This is a genomic window from Luteimicrobium subarcticum (genome assembly GCF_002798015.1).
Lineage (GTDB): Bacteria > Actinomycetota > Actinomycetes > Actinomycetales > Cellulomonadaceae > Luteimicrobium > Luteimicrobium subarcticum.
The window spans coordinates 76,169-89,439 of the sequence record NZ_PGTZ01000006.1 but is presented as its reverse complement, the minus strand read 5'-3'; the positions used below and the strand labels follow the sequence as shown (position 1 = coordinate 89,439).

Here is a 13,271-nt window from a genome sequence, read left to right as displayed (position 1 = left end):
GCCGCGACACCGCCGACGGCGTCACTCCTCCGGGAGGTCCTCCTGCCCGGGCAGCAGCGCGCTGAGCGCGGAGAACAGCTGGACGCCTGTCCCGAGACCGCACGACACGACCTGGCCGAGCTGGTCGTCGGTCGCGCCGTGCTCCAGGTCGACGGACACCTCGCCGTACACGCCGAGTCCGCCGTCCTCCTCGCGCAGGTAGACCTTCGGCCAGATGCGGTCGCGGTTCCAGTCGTTCGCGGCCTGGAGCACGCCGAGCCGTTCGTCCCCGCCGACGGTCCGCGCCCACCGGCCACGGACCTGTAGCAGCGTGCCGTGGGGGCCGAGCAGCAGGAACCAGAACCGGTGCCCTTCCCAGGTGCCGGTGATGTCACCGTCGTCGTCGATCCGGAACCGGTATCCCCGACGCGTGAGGAACGCGGCGATGCGCTCGGTGGTCACGGGCGTGGGCACGTCGCTCTCGTGAGGTGCCTCGGCGGGGCCCTTGGTGGCGTTGCGGAGCAGGCGACCGAGCCACCCTGTCTGCGGCCTCACGGCGTGCTCCGCAGCGGGTCGGGGTAGGTGTCGTCGAGCGTGTCGAAGAACAGCGACGCCGTGCTGAGCCCGCACTGCAGGACGTCGGCGAGCTGCTCGTCGTTCGCCCCGAACTCCAGGTCGACGGTGACCTCCGTGTAGACCTGCACCATCCCGTTGTCGCGCACCCGCGTGTAGGCCTTGGGCCAGATGCGGTCCGCGTTCCACTCGTTGCAGACCTCGAGGATCTCCTCGAGGCGCTCGATCGTCAGGTCGCGGTGCCACTGCCCGCGGACCTGCACGATCTCGTCGTTCTCCCCGAACAGGAGGAAGTAGAACAGCCGCCCCTGCCAGATGCCGCCGAGATCGCCCTCCGAGTCGACGAAGTACGAGTACCCCTCGCTGCCGAGCCAGTCGACGACCCGAGCCCTGTCGAGCGGGCGGGGGGCGAGGTCGGCGAGGACCTGCCGGACGGTGCCGCGCCCCGCGTCGAGGCCGAGCTCGGCGGCGGTCGCGTCGTCGAGCGGCTCGCGCCGCATCCGCCGCGGGCGCCGGGCGGTGGCGTCCGCGCGGTGGTCGTCACGGTGGGGGTCACGGTGCGGGTCGTGCCGCCACCTGTCGAACAGGGTCACGCGACTACGGTACCCGCGGGCGCCCACGACGCGACGTGACGTCCCCGTACCCTCGCGCACCCTCCCGTACCCTCGGTGCATGCCTTGGGTCGACGTCCGCGTGCCGGGCACCGCGCTGCTGGTCCCCGGTGTCGCCGGCCGAGCCGACGTCCTGGTGGGCGAGCGGCGGGAGGTGCTCGCGGCCCTTCGGCGGGCGCTGGGCGGCGCCCCGCCCGCGCACCCCGCCCCGGTGACGGTCCTCGCCGCCGCGGGGTCGGCCGGTCGTCCGGTGCCGGACCTCGGCCCGGTGGGCGTCGCCGCCCGCTGGGCCCGGTGGTCCTTCCACGGCAACGACGCGACCGCGAGCGGTCGCGCGGACGTGCCGACGAGCGTCGCGCTGCTCGCGCTCGGGGCCGCGGGGTGGGACGGTCCCGTCGACGTCGTCGTGCCGCACCCCGGGCACGACGGCGGACGGCCCGGGGACGTGGTCGTCCGGGTCGTGGTCCGGGACGTCGCCCGCGCCGGCGCGCAGGAGGCACCGTGAGCGGGTCGCGGGCGGCAGGCCCGCCGCCGTTCGTCGTGGCGGTCGTCGGACCCACCGCGACCGGCAAGTCGGACCTCGCGCTCGACCTCGCCGAGCGGCTCGGACACGACGCCCCGGGCGGCGCCGAGATCGTCAACGCCGACGCGTTCCAGCTCTACCGCGGCATGGACGTCGGCACCGCGAAGGTCCCCGTGGACGAGCGCCGCGGCATCGTGCACCACCAGCTCGACGTGGTCGACCCCGAGGACGACGCGTCCGTCGCGCGCTACCAGGAGGACGCGCGCGCGGACCTCGACGCGATCGCGTCGCGGGGTGCGGTCGCGGTCGTCGTCGGGGGCTCGGGTCTCTACGTGCGCGCGCTGCTCGACGTCATGGACTTCCCCGGCACCGACGCGGCGGTCCGGGCCGCTCTGGAGGAGCGCGCCGAGCGGGAGGGCCGCCTCGCGCTGCACGCCGAGCTCGCGCGTCTCGACCCGCAGGCCGCCGACGCCATCGGCCCGCACAACACGCGCCGGATCGTGCGCGCGCTCGAGGTCGTGGAGATCACGGGCCGCCCGTACACGGCGAACCTCCCGCGGCAGGAGTACGTGCGGCCCGCGGTGCAGCTCGGGCTCGACTGCGACCGCGAGGTCCTCGACGCCCGGGTCGCGGGACGCGTCGCGCGCATGTGGGACGGTGGCCTGCTCGCCGAGGTGGAGCGGCTCGCGCCGCGCCTGGGCCGCACCGCGTCCCGCGCCGTCGGGTACGCCGAGGTGCTGGACGCGTTCGCGGGCCGGTGCACGCCGGACCAGGCTCGGGAGGCGATCGTGGCCAACACGCGCCGGCTGGCGCGCAAGCAGATGGGCTGGTTCGGCCGCGACCCCCGCGTGACCTGGCTCGACGCCCAGGCCCCCGACCTCGCGGACCGCGCCCTCGCGGTCCTCGACGACGCCCGGAGGGCCCCTGTCCCCGGCGGTCCGCTCGCGGGTGCCCACGGCGGGGCGTCCGACGGCGGGCACGGTGCCGACGCCGCTCCCGTGCGCCGTAGTCTGGGCTCATGATCGCCTTCGTCAAGGGTCACGGGACCGAGAACGACTTCGTCCTGGTCGCCGACCCCGACGACGCCCTCGACCTCACGCCCGACCTCGTGCGCGACCTGTGCGACCGGCGCCGCGGCGTCGGCGCGGACGGCGTCATCCGGCTGGTCGCCTCGCGCCACCTGCCCGAGGGCGCCGCGGTGCTGGCCGAGGCCCCGTACGCCGAGTGGTTCATGGACTACCGCAACGCCGACGGCTCGGTCGCGGAGATGTGCGGCAACGGCGTGCGCGTGTTCGGCGCGTTCGTCGAGCACCTCGGCCTGGCCGACCTGGGCCAGGGCGGGGAGCTCGCGGTCGGCACGCGCGCCGGCGTCAAGCGGATCACGCGCGAGCCGGGCGGCTGGTACGTCGTCGACATGGGGGAGTGGCGCTTCCCCGGCGGCGACGACGCGGTCGGGCGCGGGTACGACGCCGAGGTCGCCGTCGCCGGCTGGACGGCGCCGCGCCCCGCGCTGAGCGTCGACCTGGGCAACCCGCACACCGTCGTCGCGCTCGCGGACGAGGCCGAGCTCGACGCCCTCGATCTCACGGCGGCACCCGCGGTCCGGCCCGAGCCGGCCGCGGGGACGAACGTCGAGCTGGTCGTGCCGCTCGGCGAGGCCGTGACCGAGCACGGGACGGTCGGCCGGCTGCGCATGCGCGTCCACGAGCGCGGCGTGGGGGAGACCCGGTCCTGCGGCACGGGGACGTGCGCCGCGGCGCTCGCCGTCCGCGCGTGGGCGGGGTCGGGCGCCCCCGACACGTGGCTCGTCGACGTCCCGGGCGGGACCGTCCGGGTGCGTGCGCTGCGCGGCGGGAGGGTCGAGCTCGCAGGGCCGGCCGAGCTGGTGTTCGCGGGCACGTTCGACCCCGCCGGCGGGGTCGTGGGCGACGCACGAGGCGTCGCGGCGATCAGCCCTCGGGCGGCGTCCGCACCTGCAGCACCCTGAAGCCCTTCGCTGACGCGAGCCGCGTGACCTCCTCGGCCGGGAACCGGTCCGCGAGCCAGGTCTGCAAGGAGTCCGCGCCGAGGTTGCGCTGGACCACCAGGTAGGCGCTCGCGCCCGGCCGCAGCCGCGGCAGCCACTGGTCGAGCATCCCGTGCAGCACGTGCTTGCCGACGCGGATCGGCGGGTTCGACCAGATCGCGTCGAACAGGACGTCGTCCGGGACGGCGTCGGGCGTGCTCGGCACCACGCCGGTCAGCCCGAGCCGGCGGGCGTTGCGTCCCGTGAGGTCCAGCGACCGTTCGTTGACGTCGACCGCCCACACCCGTGCGTCCGGCCGCTCGAGCGCGGCAGTGAGGGCCACCGGCCCCCAGCCGCAGCCCAGGTCGAGCACGTCGGCCGCGTGGGCCGGGAGGTCGGGCACCGAGCGCAGCAGCACCTGGGTGCCGAGGTCGAGCCGCCCGGGCGAGAAGATCCCGCCGGCCGTCTCGACGTCCACGTCGCGCCCGGCGAGGCGCACGCTGATGGTCCGGCGCTCGTCGGCCGACGCGGGCCGCGCGGTGAAGTAGTGGTCCTGCTGCTCGCTCACAGCGAAGCAGTCTACAAACGGCTGGGGTCGGTGCCCGAGGACGTGGGACGATGGAGGTCCCGACGAGAGGCGACCATGACCCCCACCCCCGACGAGCGCGAGCCCGAGCAGTCCCCTGCGGACGGCGCCGCGCAGCCCCCCGAGACCCGGCGCTCCGGTGACGGCACCGACGGCTCAGGTCCGGGTCGGGACGCCGACGCGACGGCGCGCGACGTGGTGGCACGCGTCCTGGCGCGTGCCGGCACCGCGGTCGACGCGGGCGGCACCCGGCACACGGCCGCCGACGGCCAGCAGCTCGACCTGCAGGAACGGTCGGCCCTGCGCCGTGTCGCGGGTCTGTCGACGGAGCTCGAGGACGTCACCGAGGTCGAGTACCGGCAGCTGCGCCTCGAGCGCGTCGTGCTGGTCGGGCTGTGGTCCCGGGACGCCGCCGACGCGGAGATCAGCCTCCGGGAGCTCGCGGCGCTCGCCGAGACCGCGGGGTCGCAGGTGCTCGACGGGGTGCTGCAGCGCCGTCAGACGCCCGACCCGGGCACCTACCTCGGCCAGGGCAAGGCGGCCCAGCTCGCGGCCGTCGTCCAGGAGACGGGCGCCGACACGGTCGTCGTGGACGGCGAGCTCGCCCCGTCCCAGCGCCGGGCGCTCGAGGACATCGTCAAGGTCAAGGTCGTCGACCGGACCGCGCTGATCCTCGACATCTTCGCGCAGCACGCGAAGTCCAAGGAGGGCAAGGCGCAGGTCGAGCTCGCGCAGCTCGAGTACCTCCTGCCGCGTCTGCGCGGCTGGGGCGACTCGATGTCGCGCCAGGCGGGCGGCCAGGTCGGCTCGGCCGGTGCCGGCATGGGCTCCCGCGGTCCCGGTGAGACCAAGATCGAGCTCGACCGCCGGCGCATCCGCGGCCGGATGGCCAAGCTGCGTCGCGAGATCGCGGCGATGGCCCCGGCCCGCGAGACCAAGCGCGCGTCGCGCAAGCGGCACGCCGTCCCGTCGGTCGCGATCGTCGGCTACACCAACGCCGGCAAGTCGTCCCTGCTCAACGCGCTCACCGGCGCGGGCGTGCTGGTCGAGAACGCGCTGTTCGCGACGCTCGACCCGACGATCCGCCGCACGCGCACGCCCGACGGCCGCACGTACACGCTCGCCGACACGGTGGGCTTCGTCCGTAACCTGCCGCACCAGCTCGTCGAGGCGTTCCGCTCGACGCTGGAGGAGGCGGGGGACGCCGACCTGTTGCTGCACGTCGTGGACGCCGGCCACCCCGACCCCGACGGGCAGATCGCCGCCGTCCGTGCCGTCCTGGCCGACGTGCCGGGCGCCATGGACGTCCCGGAGATCGTCGTCCTCAACAAGGCGGACCGCGCCGACCCCGACACGGTCGACACGGTGCGCCGCCGCGAGAAGGACGCCGTCCTCGTCTCCGCGCACACCGGGCTGGGCATCGAGCACCTGCTCGAGCGCGTCGCTGCCGCGCTGCCGCGGCCGGGCAGGACGGTCGACGTGCTGCTCCCGTACGACCGCGGAGACCTGCTCAGCAGGGTCCACGCGACCGGCGAGATCGAGCGCGAGGAGCACACGGCGGACGGCACCAGCCTGCGGGCCCGGGTCGACGACCACCTCGCGGCCGAGCTCGTCGCGGCCGGCAGTGCCGTCCACAACGACGACCGGACGGACGCCGTCGTGGGCGGGCACTCGTAGACTCGGCCGGTGCCGTCCGTCCCCGCGTCCCCGCCCGAGATCCCGGACGGACCCGTCCACACGCTCCTCGACGTCGCCGTCGACGCGCTCGGAGGAGCGCGCCGCGAGGGGCAGCACCGCATGGCGCAGGCCATCGTGGACGCCGTCGCGTCGGGTGAGCACCTGCTCGTGCAGGCGGGCACGGGGACGGGCAAGTCGCTCGGCTACCTCGTGCCGGCCGTCCACCACGCCGTCACGACGGGTGAGCGCGTCGTCGTGAGCACGGCCACCCTGGCGCTCCAGCGGCAGGTCATCACGCGTGACCTCCCGCTCGTCGCGGACGCCCTCGAGCCGCACCTGCCGCGACGTCCGACCATCGCGCTGCTCAAGGGATGGCACAACTACGCGTGCCGGCACAAGGTGTCGGGCGGCTACCCGCCCGACGAGCCGGGCACGCTCTTCGAGCTGTCCGCCGCCGAGCCGGCGGGCGCGGCGGAGCACCCCGCCACCGACGACACCGCCGACGGTCCCGGCACGGCGCGCCGGGCGGCCGGCTCCGGGCGCGACGGCGGTGCTCGGGCCCGTCGGGCGTTCGCGGACGAGGTCCGTGCGGCGACGGAGTGGGTCGCCGACACCACGACGGGCGACCGTGACGAGCTCGTCCCGGGCGTGAGCGAGCGGGCGTGGCGCCAGGTGTCGGTCACCGCGCTCGAGTGCCTGGGCCAGCGCTGCCCGCTCATCGAGGACTGCTTTCCGGAGCGGGCACGTGCGGCGTCGCGGGAGGCCGACGTCGTGGTCACGAACCATGCGATGCTCGGGGTGGCGGCGTCCGGCTCGCCCGGGGCGCTGCCCGAGCACGCCGTCCTGGTCGTCGACGAGGCGCACGAGCTCACCGACCGGGTGACCGCGCAGGCCACGGCCGAGCTGTCCGTCGTCAGCATCGAGCACGCCGCGCGGCTCGCGCGCCGGCACGGGGGCGTGCAGACCGCGGCGCTCGACACGGCGACGCAGTCGTTCGGCGCGCTCGTCGCCCAGCTCCCGGCAGAGCGGTTCCCCCACGGGCTGCCCGACGACGCGCGGCTCGCGGTCGCGGGGGTGCGCGACGCGTTGCGCGAGGTGTCGAGCGCGCTCAAGCCCGACCCGAAGAAGCCGGAGTCCGGCACGGGGATCAAGGTCGCGCAGTCCGCGGTCCTCGCCGCGTTCGAGGTCGCGGAACGCATGGCGGGCGACGCCGACGGTCGCGACGTCGTCTGGTGCTCGCGCCCCGGAGACGGCCCGGCGGGCGGCGGGGTCGGCGGTGCCGGCGGGACGTCGGTGTCCGCCCTGCACGCCGCGCCGCTCGACGTGGCCGGCCTGGTGCGCACGCAGCTCCTCGCCGAGCGCGTCGGGGTGTTCACGTCGGCGACGCTCGAGCTCGGTGCGTCGTTCGACCCGGCGGCCCGCACCCTCGGGCTGGGCGGCGACGCGGCCTGGCAGGGCATCGACGTCGGGAGCCCGTTCGACTACCCGCGCCAAGGGATCCTGTACCTCGCCTCCCGGCTCCCGCCGCCCGGGCGGGACCTCGGCGAGCCGCAGCTCGCCGAGCTCGAGCGGCTCGTGAGCGCGGCCGGCGGGCGCACGCTCGGCCTGTTCTCGTCGCGCCGCGCCGCACAGCTCGCGGCCGAGGCGATGCGTGATCGCCTGGACGTGCCGGTGCTGTGCCAGGGCGACGACCAGCTCCCGACCCTCGTGCGGGAGTTCGCCGCCGACGAGGAGACGTGCCTGTTCGGCACGCTCTCGCTCTGGCAGGGTGTCGACGTGCCGGGGCCGAGCCTGCGGCTCGTCACGATCGACCGCATCCCCTTCCCGCGCCCGGACGACCCGGTGCGGGCGGCGCGCGCGCAGGCCGTCGACGCGGCGGGCGGCAACGGGTTCCTCCAGGTCTCCGCGACGCACGCTGCCCTCCTGCTCGCCCAGGGCGCGGGCCGCCTGATCCGGTCGGTCGACGACCGGGGCGTCGTGGCGGTCCTCGACTCGCGGCTCGCGAACGCGCGCTACGGCGGGTTCCTGCAGCGGTCGCTCCCGCCGTTCTGGCTGACGCGTGACCCGGCGGTCGCCTCGGCTGCGCTCGAGCGCCTGCGCAAATAGGCTGGCGACCGACGCGACGACCGAGGACGCGACCCACGACACGAGGACGAGGCCATGGCATCGGCAGCAGAAGGAATCACCGGCGGGCACCCTGAGCTGGCGGCGGCCACGGCGCCGTCGTCAGGTCGGCCCAGCAAGCTCTCGATCGTCGGCGCGGGAGCCGTCGGCGCGACCATGGCGTACGCCGCGCTGATGCGCGGCGCGGCGCGCACCGTCGCCCTCATGGACATCAACGCCGCGAAGGTCGAGGCCGAGGTGCTCGACCTGCAGCACGGCATCCAGTTCATGCCGCAGGCGCGCGTCGAGGGGTCCGACGACGTGTCGGTGTGCGCGGGTTCCGACGTGATCGTCGTGACGGCGGGGGCCAAGCAGAAGCCCGGGCAGAGCCGCATCGACCTCGCGGGCGACACGATCGGGCTCATGCGCAAGGTGCTGCCCGGGCTGGTCGACGTCGCGCCCGACGCCGTCTACGTCATGGTCACCAACCCGGTCGACGTCGTGACCTACGCGTCGCTCAAGATCACCGGGCTGCCCTCCCACCGGCTCTTCGGGTCGGGAACCGTGCTCGACTCGTCGCGCATGCGCTTCCTGCTCGCCGACCGGGCCGGTGTTGCCGTGCAGAACGTCCACGCGTACATCGCGGGCGAGCACGGCGACACGGAGATCCCCCTGTGGAGCTCGGCCACCATCGGCGGCGTGCCCCTGCTCGACTGGCCGGGCGTGCGGGGCCGCGCCCCGCTGAGCGCGCAGGACCGCGAGGAGATCCACCACGAGGTCGTCAACTCGGCGTACCGGATCATCGCGGGCAAGGGCGCGACCAACTACGCGATCGGCCTGGCGGGGGCGCGCATCGTCGAGGCGGTGCTCGACGACCAGCACGCGATCCTGCCGGTGTCGTCGCTCCTCGACGACTACTACGGCATCAGCGACGTGTGCCTCTCGGTGCCGTCGCTGGTGGACCGCGAAGGCGTCCGCGAGACGGTCAGCACGCCGATGTCTGAGGACGAGCTGGGTGGCCTGCGGTCCTCGGCGACGTCGCTCCGGGAGGTGGCGCGCCAGTTCGGGTTCTGACGCGCCACGAGGTCGGCCGAGAGGTCAGATGCTGCGCAGGACGCTCACGACCCTGCCGAGCACCTGCGAGTCGTCCCCGGGGATCGGGGTGTACGCAGGGTTGTGCGGCATGAGCCAGACGTGGCCGTCCGACCGCTTGAAGGTCTTGACGGTGGCCTCGCCGTCGATCATGGCGGCGACGATCTCACCGTTCTCGGCGACCGGCTGACGGCGGACGACGACCCAGTCGCCGTCGCAGATCGCCGCGTCGATCATCGAGTCGCCGACCACCTTGAGCAGGAAGAGCTCGCCCTCGCCGACGAGCTGGCGGGGGAGCGGGAAGACGTCCTCCACGACCTGCTCGGCGAGGATCGGGCCGCCCGCCGCGATGCGGCCCACGACCGGGACGTAGGCGGGCGCGCCCGCCCTCTCGGCGTCGTCGCCGCCCGGCAGGGGGGCGCCGAGGACGCCGGTGCGCCGGGAGTCGTCGGGCTGGACGACCTCGATGGCCCGGGGACGGTTGGGGTCGCGTCGCAGGTAGCCCTTGCGTTCGAGCGCGGTGAGCTGGTGCTTCACGCTGGACGGGCTCGTCAGGCCGACCGCCTCGCCGATCTCGCGCATGCTCGGCGGGTACCCGCGCTCCTCGACCGACGCACGCACCGTCTCGAGCACGAGGCGCTGTCGCGTGGTGAGCCCGTCGGTGCCGACGGGGGCGTCCCCGAGCCGGCTCACCGTGGCCAGCCCGTCGCTCCCGCTGCCGCTCTGCGTGCCGTCCGTGCCGGTGCCCATCGAGTGCCTCCCCGTCCGCCGCGACGCCCGCCGTCGCTGGGTCCACCGTAGGCCACCTGACGTGCTGTTTCAAACATCTGTTCGACAGATGCTGGACGCGTGTCGGCGCCTCGTGCTAGAAATCGTACAGACGTTCGACGAACACCTGTTCGACTTCGGTCCGCCCGAGCCAACTGGGAGATCATCATGAGCACCCTGGCACTGCAGCACCACCCGGCTCGTCCGTCGCTCATCGCACAGCCCGCCGCGCAGTCCGCCTGCGCGGTGCGGCGACCGGGTGCCCGAGGCGTCGCGCCGGAGCTGCGCCTCACGCGCCGCGGCCGGGGCGTGCTGTTCGCTCTCGTGCTCGCCCTCGGGCTCGGTGGCGCCTGGGTCACGAGCACCGCGACCGCCGAGCGTCCGCACGCGGGCATCGAGGTGGTGCGTCACGCGGTCGTCCCGGGTGACACGCTCTGGGCCGTCGCGCGATCGGTCGCCCGCCCGGGCGAGGACCCTCGCGACGTCGTCGCCGAGCTCATGCGGATCAACCGCCTCGAGTCCGGTGACCTCACCGTCGGGCAGGTGCTCCTGGTCCCCGCCCACCGCGGCTGATCGCGTGCACGGGCGCGCGGTCGCGTCCGCACGAGGCGGTGCGCCTGGTTGCGAGCGGCCTTGACGCGCACCTAGGTTGAGGGCGTCCCCGCGCCACTTCCGAGGAGCCGTCATGCACTGCCCGTTCTGCCGCCACCCCGACTCGCGGGTGGTGGACTCACGGACGTCCGACGACGGTGCGTCCATCAGGCGCCGTCGTCAGTGCCCCGAGTGCGGCCGGCGGTTCACGACGATCGAGACGGCGAGCCTCTCGGTCGTGAAGCGTTCAGGGGCGACAGAGCCTTTCAGCCGGGACAAGGTCGTGGCGGGCGTGCGCAAGGCGTGCCAGGGCCGCCCGGTGTCGGGGGACGACCTCGCACTGCTGGCGCAGCGGGTCGAGGAGACCCTGCGGGCGTCGGGCACCGCTGAGCTCGACGCCTATGACATCGGCCTGGCGATCCTCGGCCCGTTGCGCGAGCTCGACGAGGTGGCGTACCTGCGGTACGCGTCCGTGTACCAGGCGTTCGAGTCGCTCGAGGACTTCGAGTCCGCGATCGAGTCGCTGCGGGGCGACCGCGAGCGGCGCGGCGAGCCGGTCACGGAGACCGCGGACGACTGAGGAGACTTCTTGCCCGGGCGTCCGGGTGCGTCCGCTCCTGCCGCACCGTCACGGTGCGGCAGGGTGCGGCGACCCGGGCGAACGGGCAGGGTGGAGGTCGGTGCCGGACGGCGCCGACGACAGGGAACCGCGACGAGAAGGACGGAGCCGCGACATGAGCGACACGACGAAGGGCCGCGACGAGACGCCGGACCAGGATGCTGTCGAACCCGCAGCGGCGGACGACGTGAAGGCACGGTTCAAGGAGGCGCTCGACCGGAAGAACGCGGCACACCACGCGTCGGCGTCGTCGGCGGTGAACACCGGCGCCGTCCACGGGTCGGAGAACCAGGGGCCCGCCCGGCGCGACTTCCGCCGCAAGTCCGGCTGAGCCGGCGCGATCCGGCGGTGCGGTGCGGCGGCACCGCACCGGAGCGCGCCCGAGCTCAGGGTGGACCGCGGTGTCAGACCGGACGGACCAGCTTGCGGCCGGTGATGCGCCCGATGCCGATCCGGACGACCACGTCCTTGCCCTCGGCGACGTAGGGCTTCGGCCCGCCCTCGTCGGCCCAGGCCAGGACGGCCTCGTCCTCGACCACCTCGGCGTCGCCCTTGACGACGACGCTCCACATGCCGTCGGCGTCGGAGCCGTCGATCTCGATCGCCACGCGGTGCTGCACGGTCAGCGTGGCGAGCTTGGTGCCCGGCGCCGTGCGGATCCAGATGGCGTCGTTCGCGGCGGTGTAGTTGACGGGGTAGATCTCGATGTCGTCGTGGAAGCTGACCGCCAGCCGGGCGATGGTGCGTGCGGCGAGCAGCTCGCGGCACTGCCGGTCGTCGAGCTCGGTCACGGAGTCCGTCGTGTATCCGGTCATGTTGCCGATCGTGCCACCGGCCGCCCCGGCGGGCGCGCCGGGGCGGGGCAGGGTGTCGGTGGCGTTCCGGTGGCCGGCCCAGGGATGGGTCGGATCGCGTCGCCCGTCAGCCGATGACGCGCAGCCGGACGGTCTGCTCCATGGCTGCGAGCTCGGCCACGACGTCCGGGCCGAGGGCGGCGCCGGCGTCGGTGACCACGTACCCGAGCTCGCCGCGCGTCGCGAGGAGCTGGCCCTCGATGTTGACGCCGTGCGAGGCGAGCGTGTTGTTGACGGCCGCGAGCACGCCGGGGGTGTTGCGGTGCAGGTGCGCGATGCGCGTCATGCCCGTGCCGTGCTCGAGCGCCAGGTTCGGCACGTTGACGCTGAGCGTCGTCGAGCCGGTCGCGACGTAGTCGCGCAGCTTCGCCGAGACGAACTGACCGATCGCCTCCTGCGCCTCCTCGGTCGAGCCGCCGATGTGCGGGGTGAGGATGACGTTCGGCAGGCCGCGCAGGTCCGACTCGAACGCGTCGCCGCGTCGCTTCGGCTCCTGTGGGAAGACGTCGACGGCCGCCCCGCCGAGGTGACCGGACGTGATCGCCTCCTTGAGCGCCGCGGTGTCGACGACGAACCCGCGCGAGAGGTTGAGGAAGATCGCGCCGGGCTTCATCCGCGCGAGCTCCTTCTCGCCGAAGAGGCCGGCGTTGCCGGCGCGGCCGTCGACGTGGAGCGTCACGACGTCCGCGATCTCGAGGAGCTCCTCGAGGCTGTCCATGCGCCGGGCGTTGCCGAGGGCCAGCTTCTCGGCGGTGTCGTAGAACACGACGGCCATGCCGAGGCTCTCGGCGACGACGGACAGCTGCGTGCCGATGTTGCCGTAGCCGATGATGCCGAGCGTGCGGCCGCGCACCTCGTGCGCGCCGTCGGCCGACTTGTCCCACACCCCGGCGTGGAGCGCCTTGTCGCGCTCGGTGAGGCGCCGGGTCAGGGCGATGATCTCGGCGAGGGCGATCTCGACGACCGACCGCGTGTTCTGGAACGGCGCGTTGAACGTCGCGACGCCCAGGGACGCTGCGGCCTGCAGGTCGATCTGGTTGGTCCCGATGCAGAACGCGCCGACGGCGACCAGGTCGGGCGCGTTGCGCACGACGTGCTCGGTCACGTTCGTCTTGGAGCGGATGCCGAGCAGCTGGACGCCCTGGAGGGCGTCGATCAGCTCGGACTCGTCCATGGCGCCGGTGCGGGTCACGACCTCGAAGCCGGCCGCCTCGAGGGCCGTCCGGGCGTGAGGATGAAGGTTCTCGAGGAGGAGGGCTCGCTGCACGCGTCCATGGTGCGCCCTGTCCC

The 13,271-nt window shown here is 74.3% G+C and carries 15 protein-coding genes; 9 read left to right on the top strand and 6 right to left on the bottom strand.

What is annotated here, in order from left to right; genetic code table 11:
- Nucleotides 1-21: 21 nt before the first annotated feature.
- On the bottom strand, nucleotides 22-534 hold the full coding sequence (locus CLV34_RS01000) for a type III secretion system chaperone family protein (protein WP_100348425.1): 513 nt from the start codon (nucleotides 532-534) through the stop codon (nucleotides 22-24).
- Nucleotides 531-1,145, bottom strand: coding sequence for a type III secretion system chaperone family protein (locus tag CLV34_RS00995; protein ID WP_245858863.1), 615 nt, complete (start codon nucleotides 1,143-1,145; stop codon nucleotides 531-533). The genes CLV34_RS01000 and CLV34_RS00995 overlap by 4 nt, the downstream gene beginning before the upstream one ends.
- A 79-nt stretch (nucleotides 1,146-1,224) precedes the next feature.
- Between CLV34_RS00995 and CLV34_RS00990 the strand changes: the two genes are divergently transcribed.
- The 3 genes from CLV34_RS00990 to dapF are packed head-to-tail and all read left to right on the top strand — an operon-like array spanning nucleotide 1,225 to nucleotide 3,673.
- Nucleotides 1,225-1,668, top strand: coding sequence for a hypothetical protein (locus CLV34_RS00990; protein ID WP_157803646.1), 444 nt, complete (start codon nucleotides 1,225-1,227; stop codon nucleotides 1,666-1,668).
- Nucleotides 1,665-2,708 (top strand): tRNA (adenosine(37)-N6)-dimethylallyltransferase MiaA, encoded by a 1,044-nt coding sequence (miaA, locus tag CLV34_RS00985; RefSeq protein ID WP_100348423.1) that lies wholly within the window; start codon nucleotides 1,665-1,667, stop codon nucleotides 2,706-2,708. The genes CLV34_RS00990 and miaA overlap by 4 nt, the downstream gene beginning before the upstream one ends.
- On the top strand, nucleotides 2,705-3,673 hold the full coding sequence (gene dapF / locus CLV34_RS00980; RefSeq protein ID WP_100348422.1) for a diaminopimelate epimerase: 969 nt from the start codon (nucleotides 2,705-2,707) through the stop codon (nucleotides 3,671-3,673). The genes miaA and dapF overlap by 4 nt, the downstream gene beginning before the upstream one ends.
- Here dapF and CLV34_RS00975 read toward each other — a convergent pair.
- A complete protein-coding gene (locus tag CLV34_RS00975) occupies nucleotides 3,636-4,259 on the bottom strand; it encodes a class I SAM-dependent methyltransferase (RefSeq protein WP_100348421.1) in 624 nt (207 codons plus the stop codon). The two genes, dapF and CLV34_RS00975, sit on opposite strands and share 38 nt — an antisense overlap.
- A 75-nt stretch (nucleotides 4,260-4,334) precedes the next feature.
- Between CLV34_RS00975 and hflX the strand changes: the two genes are divergently transcribed.
- Genes hflX through CLV34_RS00960 form a run of 3 tightly spaced genes read left to right on the top strand, consistent with a single transcriptional unit; the run spans nucleotide 4,335 to nucleotide 9,131 of the window.
- Nucleotides 4,335-5,954 (top strand): GTPase HflX, encoded by a 1,620-nt coding sequence (hflX, locus tag CLV34_RS00970; RefSeq protein WP_100348420.1) that lies wholly within the window; start codon nucleotides 4,335-4,337, stop codon nucleotides 5,952-5,954.
- 9 nt (nucleotides 5,955-5,963) lie between these two features.
- The gene (locus CLV34_RS00965) at nucleotides 5,964-8,060 is read left to right on the top strand and encodes an ATP-dependent DNA helicase (RefSeq protein ID WP_245858862.1); all 2,097 of its coding nucleotides are present in this window, start codon (nucleotides 5,964-5,966) and stop codon (nucleotides 8,058-8,060) included.
- A gap of 54 nt (nucleotides 8,061-8,114) precedes the next feature.
- A complete protein-coding gene (locus CLV34_RS00960; protein WP_100348419.1) occupies nucleotides 8,115-9,131 on the top strand; it encodes an L-lactate dehydrogenase in 1,017 nt (338 codons plus the stop codon).
- A 24-nt stretch (nucleotides 9,132-9,155) separates the two neighbouring features.
- Here the strand turns inward: CLV34_RS00960 and lexA are convergent, their stop codons facing one another.
- Nucleotides 9,156-9,899, bottom strand: coding sequence for a transcriptional repressor LexA (gene lexA / locus CLV34_RS00955; protein ID WP_100348418.1), 744 nt, complete (start codon nucleotides 9,897-9,899; stop codon nucleotides 9,156-9,158).
- A gap of 186 nt (nucleotides 9,900-10,085) precedes the next feature.
- On the opposite strand from lexA, the gene CLV34_RS00950 reads away from it, so the two are divergent.
- The 3 genes from CLV34_RS00950 to CLV34_RS00940 all read left to right on the top strand — a co-directional run bounded on the left by CLV34_RS00950 (nucleotide 10,086) and on the right by CLV34_RS00940 (nucleotide 11,458).
- Nucleotides 10,086-10,490, top strand: coding sequence for a LysM peptidoglycan-binding domain-containing protein (locus tag CLV34_RS00950; RefSeq protein ID WP_100348417.1), 405 nt, complete (start codon nucleotides 10,086-10,088; stop codon nucleotides 10,488-10,490).
- Nucleotides 10,491-10,602: 112 nt separating this feature from the next.
- Nucleotides 10,603-11,088: a transcriptional regulator NrdR gene (gene nrdR / locus CLV34_RS00945; RefSeq protein ID WP_100348416.1), complete on the top strand. Its 486-nt coding sequence runs from the start codon at nucleotides 10,603-10,605 to the stop codon at nucleotides 11,086-11,088.
- Nucleotides 11,089-11,242: 154 nt separating this feature from the next.
- Nucleotides 11,243-11,458 carry a DUF5302 domain-containing protein gene (locus CLV34_RS00940; RefSeq protein ID WP_100348415.1) on the top strand — a complete coding sequence of 72 codons (216 nt, stop codon included), beginning with the start codon at nucleotides 11,243-11,245 and terminating at the stop codon, nucleotides 11,456-11,458.
- Between the two features lie 73 nt (nucleotides 11,459-11,531).
- Here CLV34_RS00940 and CLV34_RS00935 read toward each other — a convergent pair whose 3' ends face one another.
- Both CLV34_RS00935 and serA read right to left on the bottom strand, forming a co-directional pair.
- Nucleotides 11,532-11,942 carry a pyridoxamine 5'-phosphate oxidase family protein gene (locus tag CLV34_RS00935; protein WP_100348414.1) on the bottom strand — a complete coding sequence of 137 codons (411 nt, stop codon included), beginning with the start codon at nucleotides 11,940-11,942 and terminating at the stop codon, nucleotides 11,532-11,534.
- 106 nt (nucleotides 11,943-12,048) lie between these two features.
- Nucleotides 12,049-13,248 (bottom strand): phosphoglycerate dehydrogenase, encoded by a 1,200-nt coding sequence (gene serA, locus CLV34_RS00930; protein WP_100348413.1) that lies wholly within the window; start codon nucleotides 13,246-13,248, stop codon nucleotides 12,049-12,051.
- Nucleotides 13,249-13,271: the final 23 nt, after the last annotated feature.